10 protein-coding genes are annotated in these 13,545 nt (G+C 59.6%); 4 read left to right on the forward strand and 6 right to left on the reverse strand.

The annotated features are described in order from the left end of the window. Nucleotides 1-33: 33 nt before the first annotated feature. The 4 genes from IB254_RS01120 to IB254_RS01135 form a co-directional block, all read right to left on the reverse strand. Nucleotides 34-810 carry an SDR family NAD(P)-dependent oxidoreductase gene (locus IB254_RS01120; RefSeq protein ID WP_192415888.1) on the reverse strand — a complete coding sequence of 259 codons (777 nt, stop codon included), beginning with the start codon at nt 808-810 and terminating at the stop codon, nt 34-36. Between the two features lie 72 nt (nt 811-882). Continuing rightward, nucleotides 883-2,040, reverse strand: coding sequence for an acyl-CoA dehydrogenase family protein (locus IB254_RS01125; protein ID WP_192415890.1), 1,158 nt, complete (start codon nt 2,038-2,040; stop codon nt 883-885). Nucleotides 2,041-2,050: 10 nt separating this feature from the next. Beyond that, complete coding sequence (locus tag IB254_RS01130; RefSeq protein ID WP_192415892.1) at nt 2,051-3,298, reverse strand: thiolase family protein; 1,248 nt, start codon at nt 3,296-3,298, stop codon at nt 2,051-2,053. Between the two features lie 33 nt (nt 3,299-3,331). Continuing rightward, on the reverse strand, nt 3,332-4,114 hold the full coding sequence (locus IB254_RS01135; RefSeq protein WP_192415894.1) for an enoyl-CoA hydratase/isomerase family protein: 783 nt from the start codon (nt 4,112-4,114) through the stop codon (nt 3,332-3,334). A gap of 238 nt (nt 4,115-4,352) precedes the next feature. Here IB254_RS01135 and IB254_RS01140 point away from each other — a divergent pair, with 238 nt between their 5' ends. Together IB254_RS01140 and IB254_RS01145 are read left to right on the forward strand one after the other, a co-directional pair. Further along, nucleotides 4,353-5,795, forward strand: coding sequence for a coniferyl aldehyde dehydrogenase (locus IB254_RS01140; RefSeq protein WP_192415896.1), 1,443 nt, complete (start codon nt 4,353-4,355; stop codon nt 5,793-5,795). Between the two features lie 31 nt (nt 5,796-5,826). Continuing rightward, a complete protein-coding gene (locus tag IB254_RS01145; protein ID WP_192415898.1) occupies nt 5,827-6,378 on the forward strand; it encodes a DUF2889 domain-containing protein in 552 nt (183 codons plus the stop codon). 31 nt (nt 6,379-6,409) lie between these two features. Here the strand turns inward: IB254_RS01145 and IB254_RS01150 are convergent, their stop codons facing one another. Then, on the reverse strand, nt 6,410-8,071 hold the full coding sequence (locus tag IB254_RS01150) for a GMC family oxidoreductase (protein ID WP_192415900.1): 1,662 nt from the start codon (nt 8,069-8,071) through the stop codon (nt 6,410-6,412). A 209-nt stretch (nt 8,072-8,280) separates the two neighbouring features. On the opposite strand from IB254_RS01150, the gene IB254_RS01155 reads away from it, so the two are divergent. Next, nucleotides 8,281-9,330, forward strand: a complete 1,050-nt coding sequence (locus tag IB254_RS01155; protein ID WP_192415902.1) for an AraC family transcriptional regulator — start codon at nt 8,281-8,283, stop codon at nt 9,328-9,330. 64 nt (nt 9,331-9,394) lie between these two features. On the opposite strand, the gene IB254_RS01160 is transcribed toward IB254_RS01155, so the two are convergent. Then, complete coding sequence (locus IB254_RS01160; protein ID WP_192415904.1) at nt 9,395-11,389, reverse strand: alkyl/aryl-sulfatase; 1,995 nt, start codon at nt 11,387-11,389, stop codon at nt 9,395-9,397. Nucleotides 11,390-11,701: 312 nt separating this feature from the next. On the opposite strand from IB254_RS01160, the gene IB254_RS01165 reads away from it, so the two are divergent. Further along, nucleotides 11,702-13,531 (forward strand): DUF1302 domain-containing protein, encoded by a 1,830-nt coding sequence (locus tag IB254_RS01165; RefSeq protein ID WP_192415906.1) that lies wholly within the window; start codon nt 11,702-11,704, stop codon nt 13,529-13,531. The last annotated feature ends 14 nt before the right edge of the window (nt 13,532-13,545 follow it).

The raw sequence follows: 13,545 nt of genomic DNA on the forward strand, positions 1-13,545 counted from the left end.
TGCTCTGATGGCTCAAGAAGGTCGCAGCTTGGTTTAGCGAGCGCGCATTCGCGTTGCGCCATCAAGGCGAATGGTTTCCCCGTTGATGTAGGCGTTCTCGATCAGGAAAGCGCAGCAATGAGCAAACTCGCGGGTGTCGCCCAGGCGCTTGGGTGCTTCCATTTGTTCCTTGAGCGAGTCGAGAATTTTTTCCTCGAGCCCGGCAACCATGGTGGTCAGGAACAGCCCCGGAGCGATGGCGTTGACACGTACCCCGACCGCACCCAGTTCGCGCGCGGCCGGCATGTTCATGCCGATCACGCCAGCTTTAGTCGCGGAGTAGGCGCATTGGCCAACCTGGCCTTCATACGCGGCGCCTGACGATACGTTGATCACCACGCCGCGTTCTTCGCCGGCTTCGGCGTCATTGCGGGTCATTTGTTCAACACACTTGGACATGACGTTGAACACGCCATTGAGATTGATCGCAGTGGCTTGGGCAAAGCGCGCCAGCGGTGCAGCCTTGCCTTCCTTACCCAGTATTTTGAAACCGGTTGGCACGGCAGCGCCGTTGATGCACACGTGGATGGCACCAAACCGGGCCATGACCGTATCGACGGCATGTTGAACCGAGGCTTCGTCGCTGACGTCGGTCTGGACGTATATTGCCCGGTCCGCGCCAATTCTCGCGACGGCAGCCTCACCGGCTTCGACGTTGAGGTCGAAAATCGCGACGAACGCAGCTTTCTCCTCCACCAAATAATGAGCGGTTGCCAGGCCGAGGCCCGAAGCGCCACCGGTGATGACCACGACTTTGTCTTGAATACGCATGAAAGTGTCCTGTTCCTTGCCCGGCCATCAAGTGACCGGATTGTTATTGTTGGGTGTCGAACCTTGAGCCGATCAGAACGCGTTGATCCCGGTCAGGGCGCGGCCGATGATCAGTTGCTGGATTTGCGTGGTGCCTTCGGGGATGGGGACGACGATCGCCTCACGAGCCAGTTTCTCGACGAGGAAGTCGGTGGTGACACCGGCGCCACCGTGGATCTGCACGGCCTGACGAGCGATGGTCACCGCCGCCTCGCACGCGAAGTATTTGGCCATCGCTGCTTCCATTTCGGCTGGAATACCAGCCCCGATCATCTCGGCGGCGCGGTAAGTCAACAGCCGGGCTGCATCAACCCGGGTGGCCATTTCCGCGAGCATCGCCGAGATCAATTGATGGCCGGCGATCAGCTTGCCGTGCTGCTTGCGTTCCTTGGCATAACGCACCGCTTCTTCCAGGGCGCGACGTCCGATGCCCAGGCCTTGCGCAGCGACGAATACACGGGAGCGCTCGAACAGCGACAGGGTGTTTTTCAGCGCTTCACCTTCGTTGCCGATGATGTTGCTGGCCGGCACCCGTACATCGTTGAGGAAAATTTGTGCAGTGGACTGGCTGTTCCAGGCAATCTTGTGAATGTTGCGCACTTCATACGGATGTTCCTTGCGGTCCAGCAGGAAGTGGGTGAGCCCCTTGCGTGGATCGTCGCCCGTACGGCAGGTGCAGATCAGGAAGTCGGAGTAGGAGCCATTGCTGATCCAGGTCTTTTCACCATTGATGATGAAATCGTCGCCGTCACGTCGGGCCCGGGTTTTGATTTCCAGCACGTTGGAGCCGACGTCCGGCTCTGAAATGGCAATGCTGGCAAACAGGTCACCACTGATCAGGCCGGGCAGGTAACGGTCACGCAGGTGGTCCGGCGCCAATTTTTCCAGTATCTGCGCGCCAAAGGAGTTGATCACCACCGGCGACGACAGGTCGACCGAGCACGCCGCCACTTCTTCGAACAGCATGATCAGGGTCGGCCAGTCCAGGCCCAGGCCGCCGTGCGCCTCGCTGACCGCGCCGGAAATCATGCCGAACTCGGTAAGCTGGCGCATGATCTCGGCCATCTTCTCCCGGGGGATGAATTTGTCGCGGTATTCCTTGTTGAACACCGGGTCGATCTTATCGGCCAGGAAACGACGGAAACTCTCGACCGCTTCCAATTGCTCCGAGGTGCGCATGACGTGTCCCATGGGGGGCTCCTTAAATATTCTTGTTGGCGAGAATGTTGACGGCGACAACGGCTTCTTCGATGCCGAACAAACCACCACCGTTTTCCTGAATGGCAATGCGCGCGCCTTCGACCTGACGCTTGCCGGCTTCGCCACGCAGTTGCGTGACCAGCTCATGAAGTTGCGCCAGGCCGGTGGCGCCAATTGGGTGCCCTTTGGATTCGAGGCCACCGGACGGGTTGATCGGCATGCAGCCACCAATGGTGAAATCACCTCGCTCGGCCGCCGGACCGCCTTCGCCGAAAGGCACCAACATCAGCGATTCGGCATTGATGATTTCGCCAATGGCCGAGGCGTCGTGCACTTCGGCGACGTCGACATCGGCCGGGCCAACGCCAGCCTGGGCGTAGGCTTTTTTCGCCGCCAGGTGCGCAACGATTTTTTCCGGCTCGTCGAGGCCACGACTGGTGCCGGTTTGCACCACACTGGCCAATACACGCACGGCGCGCTCGCCGGCATTTTTCAAGCGTTTGAGGCCGTCGGCATTGCACAGCACGACCGCGGCGGCACCGTCGCTGATCGGTGAGCACATCAGCGTGGTCAGCGGGTAGCAGATCGGCGGCGACGCCAGCACCTCGTCAATGCTGAAAGCCTGCTGGAACTGTGCGAGCGGGTTGTGCACCGAGTGCTGGTGATTCTTCGCCGCCACCGCGGCAATCTGCCGTTGAGTCGTACCGTAGCGCATCATGTGATTGCGGCAGATCGCCGCATACACGTCCATGAACACACTGTAAGGGCGCTCGGAAACCGTGCCCGGCGGCGGCACGATGCCTTCGCCCATGGCCAGCAAGGTGCGTTTGTTCTGCTCGACGGTGGATACGTCCCAGCCGCCATCGAACACCGCGAACATCCGCGCTTTATCGGCAATGTTCATCTTCTCGGCACCCACCGCCAGGGCGATGTCGCACTGACCGGCGCGCAACGCCAGGATGGCGAGGTTGAAGGCAGACGAACCGGACGCGCAGGCGTTTTCCACCGAGAACACCGGAACACCCTCGATGCCTAGACGGCGCATGGCAATCGGTCCCGGAATGGCGGTCTGCCCCTGCAAAATGCCGTTGGTCATAGTGCTGTAATACACCGAGCCGATGTCGGCGGTGACGGCACCGGCATCCGTCAGGGCCAGGCTGACGGCCTCGCCAACCAGGTCGTGGACGCTGCGCTCGAGCAAGCGGCCAAAGGGGGTCATGCCAACGCCTGCTACATAGATATCGTTCATGGTCTGTTCCTGCGAAGTCGGAAAATGTGCGGCCTAGCGGCCCTTGAAGTTCGGTGCGCGTTTTTCGCCAAAGGCTTGCAGACCTTCCTGGAAATCGGTGGAGCGCAGGTGTTGACGCAACATCACCTGCTCGTGCAGCAGGGCATCGTCGCGAGACTTGTCGGCAGAGGCGCGAGCGACCTCTTTCATGCGCCGCAGTGCGATCGGACTCTTCTTGGCAATGTGCTGCGCCAATGTCAGTGCGGCGCTGGCTAATTCCGTATCGCTGTGGACTTCGCAGACCAAGCCATAGACTTTCATTTCAGTGGCCGACAGGGATCTGCCAGTCAGCAGCAGGTACATCGCCATGTTCAGCGGGATCAGACGTGGCAGGATCGCTGCGCCGCCCGCACCGGGATAGACGCCGAAATTGGCATGGGCGTCGGCCAGGGTGGCCGATTGCGCTGCCACCACGATGTCGGCGCACATCGCCAGTTCGAGGCCACCGGCCATGGTCACGCCATTGAGGGCGGCGATCACTGGCTTGGGGAAATTGCGCAGTTGACTGAAGACCTGGTTCGCACGGTCGAGAAAATCAGCTTCACCGGCGGCCAGGCTGGCGCCGGCCAGCACTTCCTTCAAATCGGCTCCGGCGCAGAAGGCGGGGCCGTTGCCGGTGAGAATCACTACCCGCAACTCGTCATTGCGAGCAATGTCGTCGAGGCAGTGTTCCAGCTCGTCCAGCGTCGCCAGGTTCAAGGCGTTCATGGCCCGTGGCCGATTGAGCGTCAGGCGCGCCACCGGGCCGACGATTTCATACTGCAAAATTTCACTCATGACAGCTCCCCGTTATTGTTGATCGCGCTGATGGCGTAGCGGATGAACTGATACTAGGAATACCGTCGGCACTGACGCAGGTCCTTGCAACGAAAGCGCTTGTCCGTTGAATGCGCTGCACAACAGCTGTCATTACGCAGCGTTCGCCAAAGACCGGAGAAAGGGTTCAGATGACAGGCACGGCGCAAGGGCGTTGCGCACCATCGGTGCGCATTACCATCAGAACTCAAGGAACCTCATGGCCAGCAGTGAACACCTCGACACCCATGTGACCATCGCCCGAATGCAGGACGTGCTGACGCGCCAGCAAGCCGCGTTCATTGCCGAAGGCCCGCCATCGGCAGCCCTGCGCATTGATCGAATCGATCGCCTCATTGCACTGGTACTGGACAACCGACAGGCATTTTGTGCAGCGCTGGCTACGGACTTTTCATGGCGATCCCACGATCAGTCGTTGATGAGTGACGTGTTGTTGCCGGTCGCCGGGCTCAAATATGCGCGCAAGCATGTGCGGCGCTGGATGAAGCCTGAGCGGCGCAGCCCGGAAATGGGCGCCGGGTGGATGGGCGCCAAGGCCGAAATCCATTTTCAGCCATTGGGCAGCATCGGCATCATGACACCATGGAATTTTCCGCTGGCCATTTCGCTCGCGCCTTTGGCCGAAGCCTTTGCGGCGGGCAATCGGGCGATGATCACGCTGTCGGAGTTCACGCCCGCCACCGCAACCCTGCTGATTGAACTGCTGGCTCGACACTTTGATGACACCGAGGTGGCGGCATTTGTCGGGGGCGCCGACGTTGGCGCAGCCTTCAGTGCCTTGCCACTGGACCACATCATTTTCACTGGCAGCCCTAGAGTCGGGCGCCTGGTAATGGCAGCCGCAGCACAGAACCTGACACCGCTGACCCTGGAGCTGGGCGGCAAGTCACCGACCATCATCGGTCGTGGCGCGGACCTTGACGATGCGGCACGGCGTATCTGGGGCGGGAAGGGCATCAATGCCGGTCAGGCCTGTATTGCCCCGGATTACGTGCTGGTGCATGAAACGGACCTCGAGCGGCTGCTGACCAGCATGCAAGTGGAACTGGGCAAGATGTTCCCGACCCTGCGCGACAACCCCGACTACACCGCCATCGCCACACCCGGCCAGTACCAGCGCTTGCAAGCCTGTCTGGCGGATGCCAGGGCCAAGTGTGTGCGTTGCATCGAAGTCAATCCGCGTCAGGAACACCTCACCGACGTACGCAAGATTGCGCCGACATTACTGGTCGAACCGCCCGAGGACACCCTGGTAATGCAGGAAGAGTTGTTCGGACCGCTTTTGCCGATCCGTGTCTACCGATCCACCGATGAAGCCATTGCCTATGTAAACGATCGGCCCAGGCCATTGGCGTTGTACTACTTCGGCAATGACCGTGCCGAGTCGAAAAAGGTACTGGAGCGCACGTCCTCGGGCGGGGCCTGTATCAATGAGGTCATGCAGCATATTTTTCAGAGCGATCTGCCCTTCGGTGGCTGCGGAAACTCAGGGTTCGGGCGCTATCGCGGCGGTGATGGTTTCAAGGCGTTCAGCTTGCAGCGCGCCATCTACACCCCCCCCTACGTGGACGTCATGGGCCTGCTGCGACCGCCTTATGGCAGGCTGTTTCGACGGGTGATGAAGGCTTTGTTGAAACCTTGAATCGAGTGATTCGCAACCCGGAGGCAGGCCTGTGAACGGTGATATCGATGAGTGGGGCCGACGGTTGATCCATCGGCGCACGGTGATCTGCAAAGGATTCTTGCGAGCCGACGGGTTGTGGGATATCGAAGGCCGGCTTGATGACAGCAAGTCTCATCCGATGACGCTGGTCCAGGGGCGAGTAGTGTCGGCGGGTGAGACATATCATGGCATGTTGATCCGTCTGACCCTGGACGATGACTTCATCGTGCAAGAAGTGCAGGTGTCCATGCCCCATGTCCCTACCAGCGAATGTCGCGGTGCTGTGCAGGCCTATCAGTCATTGATCGGCGAGCGGATTGGTCCGGGATTTTCGCGCCGTATCAAGGAGCTGTTTGGCGGTGTCGGTGGTTGCGTACATTTGACGGAGCTGTTGTTGCCAATCGCCACCACCGCGTTTCAAACCATCCCGATGGCGCGGGCAACAGTGGCGCCACGCACGACGGCGGATGCCGGGGCTTTTGACAAAGCCGCCACTGGTTTGATCAACAGCTGCCACGCCTTGCGTGAAGATGGCCCAGTGGCGTTGATTCTGAAGAATTGAAAGGCAGGCTCGCGCACGAGCCTGCTGTTTTTTATGCAAGGTGACGAGACAGATTGGCATCCTGATCTTTCGGTGCTCGCAGGGCGGCGCCACCGCGACGATCTTCAGCGATCAAGTCCGAGGCTTTCTCACCGATCATCACCGTGGCCGCGGTGGTGCTGCAGCCAATGATGGTCGGCATGATGGACGCGTCCACTACACGCAATCCTTCCACACCGTAGACTTTCAAACGCGGGTCCACCACGGCCATGTCATCTGTACCCATTTTGCACGTGCCCACCGGGTGATAGAGCGTGTCGGAGCGATTGCGCAGAACCTGTTCGATCTGCTCATCGGTGTCCATGGGCATTTCAATGACATCCCTGGGATTGAAGGCCCGGAAGGCCGGGGTGGCCATGACCTGCTGGATGACACGGAAACCTTTGACCAACGTCTTGATGTCGTCGGGATGCGTCAGGAATGCCGGGTCGATCAGGGGCGGGTCCAACGGGTCGGCGCTGGCGAGCGTCAGGCGCCCGATGCTTTTGGGGTGCAGCAGGCACGCATGCACGCTCAAACCATGGCCGCTATACAAGGTGCGACCGTGATTGGCGAACATGGCGATGGTCAGCGCCAACTCGATGTCGGCTTGAGGCAGTTCCGGTGAGGTCTTGATGAAGGCGCACGCCTCGGCAAAGTTGCTGGTCAGCGGGCCGCTGCGCCGCCGCCAGTAGCGGATGGCGGCTTTGGCCATGTCCCACAATCCGGCAAACGAAAGGCCCATCAGGCGACGGGATTTGACTCGGAAGGAATGCACGTAATCGATATGGTCCACAAGGTTTTGCCCGACACCCGGCAAGTCGTGGAGCACCGGGATATCCAGTTTCAACAGATCGTCCTTGGGACCGATTCCTGACAACAGCAACAGCTGCGCAGAGTTGAAGGCACCGGAACTTACAATCACCTCATGGCGGGCACGCAATGAACGTTTTACGCCGTTCTGCAGGAACTCAATGCCCGTCGCACGCTTGCCCTCGAAAATGATCCGGGTTGCGTGGGCGTGAGTTTCGATGCGCAGGTTCTTCCGACCCTTATGGGGTGTCAGGTAGGCCCTTGCTGCGCTGCAACGTTGGCCATCCTTCTGCATCACCTGCACGCGCCCGAATCCTTCCATGGTCGCGCCATTCTGGTCGGGGCATGCGCGATAGCCTGCCTGCAGGCCGGCCTCGACAAACACTTCGCCGAACGGATTGGGGGAGGTATGAAAGCGCACGTTGAGCGGTCCATTCTGGCCATGCAGGGGGTCGGTGAAATGCTCGTTGTGCTCGGCGCGCTTGAACAGCGGCAGTACGTCTTGATAACTCCAGCCAGGATTGCCCAGTGCCGCCCAACGATCGAAATCCTCAGGATGGCCACGGTGATAGGCCATGGCATTGATCGATGAACTGCCTCCCAGCGTCTTGCCCCTGGGCTGATAGCCGACCCGGCCGTTCAAGCCGGCCTGGGGCACGGTCTGGTACTGCCAGTTATTGATCGACGTCGGCACCATGGCGGCGATCCCCGCCGGCATGTGCACCAACGGGTGAGTATCAGGGCCGCCCGCTTCGAGCAAGCAGACGCGAATGTCCGGATCTTCCGACAAGCGACTGGCGACGACGCAGCCGGCAGCGCCTGCGCCAACTACGATGTAATCGAATACCGTGTTCTCGTTCATGCGTTCTTCTCTTTATCCGATGCACAACTTCACTGCATTGTCAGGAGAAGACCGCTTCGCCACCGGTCTATAGAACGAATTCGACGGTCAACGGCGCAGGTGACGATCGCGCCAAGCATCGGCACATCCGGCACAAGGCACAGTCCGGAGATTGACCGGCAAGCAGGCCGGAGCGAGTATCGACAATCGCATTTTCAGCAGGCAATCCCATGTCAGGTTCGACGACACAAAGGCCCGGCGATGCACCGGCCGCGAGCGACGAAGCGCAGCAGCCCACCACCATTGGCAGCTACACGGTCGCCATCGCTAGGGCGCTGGAGGCCAGTGGGGTAGACAGCAAACGTATCCTTGCGTCTGTAGGCATTCCCCAGGGACTGTCCGCCGACCCGATGATTCGCCTGCCTGCCGCGACCATGACGCGCCTGTTCCAGGCCTGCGTGGATGTGACCAATAACCCGTATTTCGGGCTGGTCGTGTCCAGGCATCTGCATCTGACCCACCTCCATGCATTGGGCTATGCCTTGGCGGCCAGTGGAACCTTGATGGATTTTTGCCGACGTCTGGAGCGTTATTTCCGCTTGGCCTCTCAGGTGGCTACTGTCAGCGTCAGCGAGAGCACCGATGAGGTGTCATTGCGCTTCGAGCATCGGGTGCCTCTGAGCAGTGAGACCGAAGACGCATTTTTCGGCTTTCTGGTGCGCACGATGCGCCTGATTGACACGCAGGCATTCAACCCCTTGCGCGTTGAAATGCGCCGGCCCATGCCGCACGAAGGTGCCGAGCCTTACGAGACGCTTTTTCGCTCATCGGTGGTCTTCAGTCAGGACTACGGGCTGCTGGTTTTCGACAAGGCCGATATGGTGCGCCAATTGAGTGGTTCGTGCCCGGAACTGGCACAAGTCAACGACAACATCATCATCAGCTACCTGGCGCGGCTGGACAAAAACGATGTCATCACCGGCGTCACGCAGAAGATCATCGAATTTCTCCCGGATGGCGATTGCACGCGGGACAAGGTGGCCAGCGCGTTGTGCATGAGCCCGACCAAGCTTCAGCTCAAGCTGTCCCAGCGCGGGACGAGTTTCCAGCAATTGCTCGATGACACACGCAAGGAACTGGCCTGCAGCTACTTGAGCCAGGCCTCGCGTCCCGTCACGGAGATCACCTTCCTGCTGGGCTTCAGTGATACCAGCAATTTTACCCGCGCCTTCAAGCGCTGGACCGGGTTGTCCCCGACGGATTACCGGCAGCAGGGCTGAGCCCATCGCAAAAAAAGCCTCGCCGGAACTCTGTTCGGCGAGGCTTTCGTTTTGTCGACGGCGATTATTGTGCCGGCGGATTGGGCAGCACAACTTCGAAATTCGGCGAGAACGTGTCCATGAGACCCAGCAGGGTGGCGAAGGCCTGGGTATTACCTTCGATTTTCAATTGCCCACCTTGCAGGGCCTGCTGCGGTGTCAGTTGCTGGCTCATGATCGCATTCAACGTGTCGCGATCGAGTGTCAAGTTAGCGTCCGGATTGGGTGCCACCTGACCGGCAGAGTAGGTCAACGCCGAGTTCTCCAGGTTGAGCGCGTATTGCTTGCCGCTGTCCGTGAAATTCCAGTTCATGACGATGTGCTTGCCCTCGGCCTTCGGCCCGTTGAGACGAACCCCGAGCAAGTCGAAAATGTTTTCGATGGATAACGCGCGAATGGTGTCCGGGCTGGCGGTACGCAACGGTGACGGCACTTTTTTCCCGCCGCTGCGCAACTCCTGAGCGCCGGTCAGGTAGCTGTTGCGTTCTACCGCCGATTCGGCCTGGTAGCCGAGCTGCTCCAGGGCATCGGCAAACAGCTCCAGTGCGGGTTGATTGGTGGGTTCGGCATTCACCAGATGGTTCATGGCCTGGGACACCCAGCGATATTCGCCAGCTTGAAAATCTGTGCGTGCCCGGGCCAGCAAGGCGTCGGCACCGCCGGCGTAATCGACGAACTTGCGCCCGTAATCGATATTGCTCAAGGCATCCAGATTGGCCGGGTTGGCATCGTACCAGCCCATGTATTGCTGATACACCGCCTTGGCGTTGCGCTGCACCGACCCGTAATAACCACGGGCAAACCACTCGCTGGCCAGACTGGATGGCACGTTCTGGCGCATGAACTCGCCGATCTCCACGGGTTTGTAGCCCTTGTTCACCAGGCGTAGTGACTGGTCATGCATCCATTTATAAAGGTCACGTTGCTTGCTCAGGTAGGTGTTGACCTGTTCCTTGCCGAACACCGGCCAGGTGTGTTGGCCCACGAGGATGTCGGTATCGGCGCCAAAGCGCTGAAGTGCATCGTTGAGGTATTTGGCCCAAGCCTGGCTGTCGCGGATTTCCGCACCGCGCAGGGTCAGCAACTGGTGTTGCGCCTGAATGGCCAGCTCACCGGTGTCGAGCACTTTATGTTGTGGAAAGTAGTGAACCATCTCCGCCGGCGCTTCGGTGCCCGGTGTGAGCATGTTGATGATTTCCACGCCATCGATTTCCAACGTATCGATCGGCTTGGTGATTTCCCGGGTGGGCGGGATCAGCGTGATGGTGCCATTGGGTAACGCCTTTGCGCCACCCAGATCCAGTTGACCGCGATCGCCACGGGGCAGGGTGGTACCGAACTGGTATTCGGTGCGCCGACTCATGGCGTTGCCGGCCATGACGTTTTCGGCAATCGCGTGCTCCATGAATCCCGCGGGTGCGATGATTTGTACCTTGCCGGCCTTGACGTCGGCTTCATCGACGATGCCTTTGACGCCGCCGTAATGATCGACATGGCTGTGGTTGTAGATCACCGCCAGCACCGGTTTCTTCGGACGATGCGCATAGTAGAGATTGAGTGCGGTACGCGCAGTTTCAGCGGTCATCAAGGGGTCGATGATGATCAGTCCGGTCTTGCCTTCGATGATGGTCATGTTGGTCAAGTCGATGCCGCGCACCTGATAGAAACCTTCCGTGACCTTGTACAAACCGTTGGCCATGTTCTTGCGTGCCTGTAGCCACAGGCTGGGATTGACGGTGTTTGGCCCTTCTGCCGGTTTGAGGAATTCATAACCCTTGAGGCTATAAATCACCTTGCCGTCCGCCGTCAGCGTTTCGGCATCCGGGATGCTGGCGATGAAACCGCGATGAATGTCGGCCTCGCTCCGGCTGTTCATATTTTTCAGCATCTGGCGTGTCGCGTCATTGGCCATCACGGTGGCGGGCTCGGCCGATTTCGGTTCAACGGCGGCCACGGCGGATTGGCTGATCAGGCTGGCCAGCAACGAAGGTAAAAGCAGAACAGAAAGGGTCTTTTTCATGAGGTCTGTTTTTCAGGTCAAGGGTTCTGGTCGGCGCAAGCGGACCGCTCGACATTTGTTCTACAGGCCCTGTTCCGTGCAGACCGGTCAATAGCGCCCATTCATCAGTCAATACAAGGCGCGGCGTGGGTTTGGTCGCCTGCGCGCTGTGCTGACCGATGATTTGGCCCAATTGACCGGCGTCTCCCTCACTGCTCGCGATACAACATTCTCGACCGATCCGGCCTGCGCTCCCTAAGAGCAGGGCGTTTGGCTGACGGGCGTTTTTCCTGAATGACTTTTCGCGAATCCACAGTAAGGCGAGCACGCTAGATGAATAACAACAATAAGATCTGCCACTCCAATCTGCGACGCGGGCTGCTGGCATCGGCGGTTCTCGCCGGGTTGGGGATCACGCCCGTGCAGGCGTTCGAGTTCGATACGGGCAATGAGGACGTTTCGGTTCGTTTCGACAACACCTTCAAGTTCAACTACGCCCAGCGGGTGGAAGCGCCGAACAGCAAGCTGGCCAACGCGTGGAACAACAACGACGGCAACCGTAATTTTTCCTCCGGCAGCCCGGTTTCGCAGCGCCTCGATGTGTTGTCGGAACTGGACGTGGTCTACAAAAAACAGCTGGGGTTTCGGGTCAGTGCCAACAGCTGGTACGACCATGCCTATGACGACGTCGGCAGCTTCAACCCATCGACCAACCAGCTGAACAATGGCAGGCCAGACTCCCATCATCTGAGTGGCTATGCCGAGCGTTATTACAATGGCCCGTCCTCGGAAATCCTTGATGCCTTTGTTTTCGGCAGCACCGAGTTCGGTGACGAATCGCTGTTGAGCGGCAAGGCGGGCCAGCACACCTTGTATTGGGGGGAAAGCGTGCTGGCCTTCGCCCACGGCAACAGTTATGGCCAGTCCGGACTGGACTTGTCCAAGGCGCTTGCGGTGCCAGGGACTGAAGCCAAAGAGCTGTTCATCCCGCGCAATCAATTGTCCACCAGCTTCACAGTCAACTCGGAGTTGACCCTGGCGGCGCAATACTTCCTTGATTGGGATGCTGCACGACTGCCGGAGTCAGGCACGTACCTGGGTTTCAACGACGGTATCCAGAACGGCGGGCACAACCTGTCGCTGATCGCTGCACGCAATCCCCGTTTCGGCACGCCAGGGCCCTTGGGGGCCAATGAGTTTCTACGCCTGACCAATGGCCACACCCATACCCCTGACAAGCGCGGTGACTTCGGTCTCATGGCCAAGTGGAGTCCGGCGTGGCTGGACGGCACCCTGGGTCTCTACTACCGCAAGACCTCCGACATCCTGCCCAACCTGGTGCTGCAACCGGTGGCGGTCGGCCCGGCGCAGTTGGCCTCGGGCAATGCCGGCAGCTACAACCAGTTCTACGTCGATGACATCGATGTCTATGGCTTGAGCCTTGCTAAAAACGTCGCCGGTGTGAGTGTCGGTTTCGATTTGAGTTATCGCCACAACATGGCGCTGTCCAGCGTTCCGGCCACCGTCAACCCGGCCTTGGGCGCAGCGAACGCGCCCGGTTTCATTGAAAGCTTCGATGGCCAGAACGGCGTGGCACGTGGCAACACCGTACACGCGGTGCTCAACGGATTGACCACCTTTGGCGACACCCCGCTGTGGGACTCCTCGACCTTGCTGGTTGAACTCGGCTACAGCCGCTGGCTGGACGTGACCGAGAACAAGCAACTGTTCAAGGGCGAGGATTGGTACCACGGCGTCGACAAGGTCACCAAGGACAACTTCATCCTTGGCATGAACTTCAACCCGACCTGGTACCAGGTATTCCCCGGCGTCGATCTATCGCTGCCGGTCAGTTACAACGTCGGCCTCTCAGGCCAGTCCGCCGTGCAAATGGGCGGTAACAAAGGCACTGGCAGCTATTCGGTGGGCGTTGGCATGGACGTGCACAGCCAGTACCGCTTCGACCTCAAATACGTCGATAACTTCGGCGACTTCGACACCTGCGGCTCTGCCGGCAACGCCGCGGCACAGGGCGATGGCGCTGCACCCGGCGCCAACGGCCAGTACAACTGCGTTCCCGGCCAGACCACAGCCTTTGCGGGTACCCCGGCCCAGCTCAAGGATCGCGGCATGGTCACTTTCACCTTCAAAACCACCCTCTGATATTCGAGTTGTGC

Origin of the sequence: Pseudomonas sp. PDM03, assembly GCF_014852385.1 — a bacterium.
Classification (GTDB): Bacteria; Pseudomonadota; Gammaproteobacteria; order Pseudomonadales; family Pseudomonadaceae; genus Aquipseudomonas; species Aquipseudomonas migulae.

Excerpts from the sequence above, each read along its gene's own strand:
- IB254_RS01160 (WP_192415904.1), bottom strand. The coding sequence starts at position 11,389 with ATGAAAAAGACCCTTTCTGTTCTGCTTTTACCTTCGTTGCTGGCCAGC.
- IB254_RS01150 (WP_192415900.1), bottom strand. The coding sequence starts at position 8,071 with ATGAACGAGAACACGGTATTCGATTACATCGTAGTTGGCGCAGGCGCT.
- IB254_RS01165 (WP_192415906.1), top strand. The coding sequence starts at position 11,702 with ATGAATAACAACAATAAGATCTGCCACTCCAATCTGCGACGCGGGCTG.
- IB254_RS01155 (WP_192415902.1), top strand. The coding sequence starts at position 8,281 with ATGTCAGGTTCGACGACACAAAGGCCCGGCGATGCACCGGCCGCGAGC.
- IB254_RS01125 (WP_192415890.1), bottom strand. The coding sequence starts at position 2,040 with ATGGGACACGTCATGCGCACCTCGGAGCAATTGGAAGCGGTCGAGAGT.
- IB254_RS01135 (WP_192415894.1), bottom strand. The coding sequence starts at position 4,114 with ATGAGTGAAATTTTGCAGTATGAAATCGTCGGCCCGGTGGCGCGCCTG.
- IB254_RS01140 (WP_192415896.1), top strand. The coding sequence starts at position 4,353 with ATGGCCAGCAGTGAACACCTCGACACCCATGTGACCATCGCCCGAATG.
- IB254_RS01130 (WP_192415892.1), bottom strand. The coding sequence starts at position 3,298 with ATGAACGATATCTATGTAGCAGGCGTTGGCATGACCCCCTTTGGCCGC.
- IB254_RS01120 (WP_192415888.1), bottom strand. The coding sequence starts at position 810 with ATGCGTATTCAAGACAAAGTCGTGGTCATCACCGGTGGCGCTTCGGGC.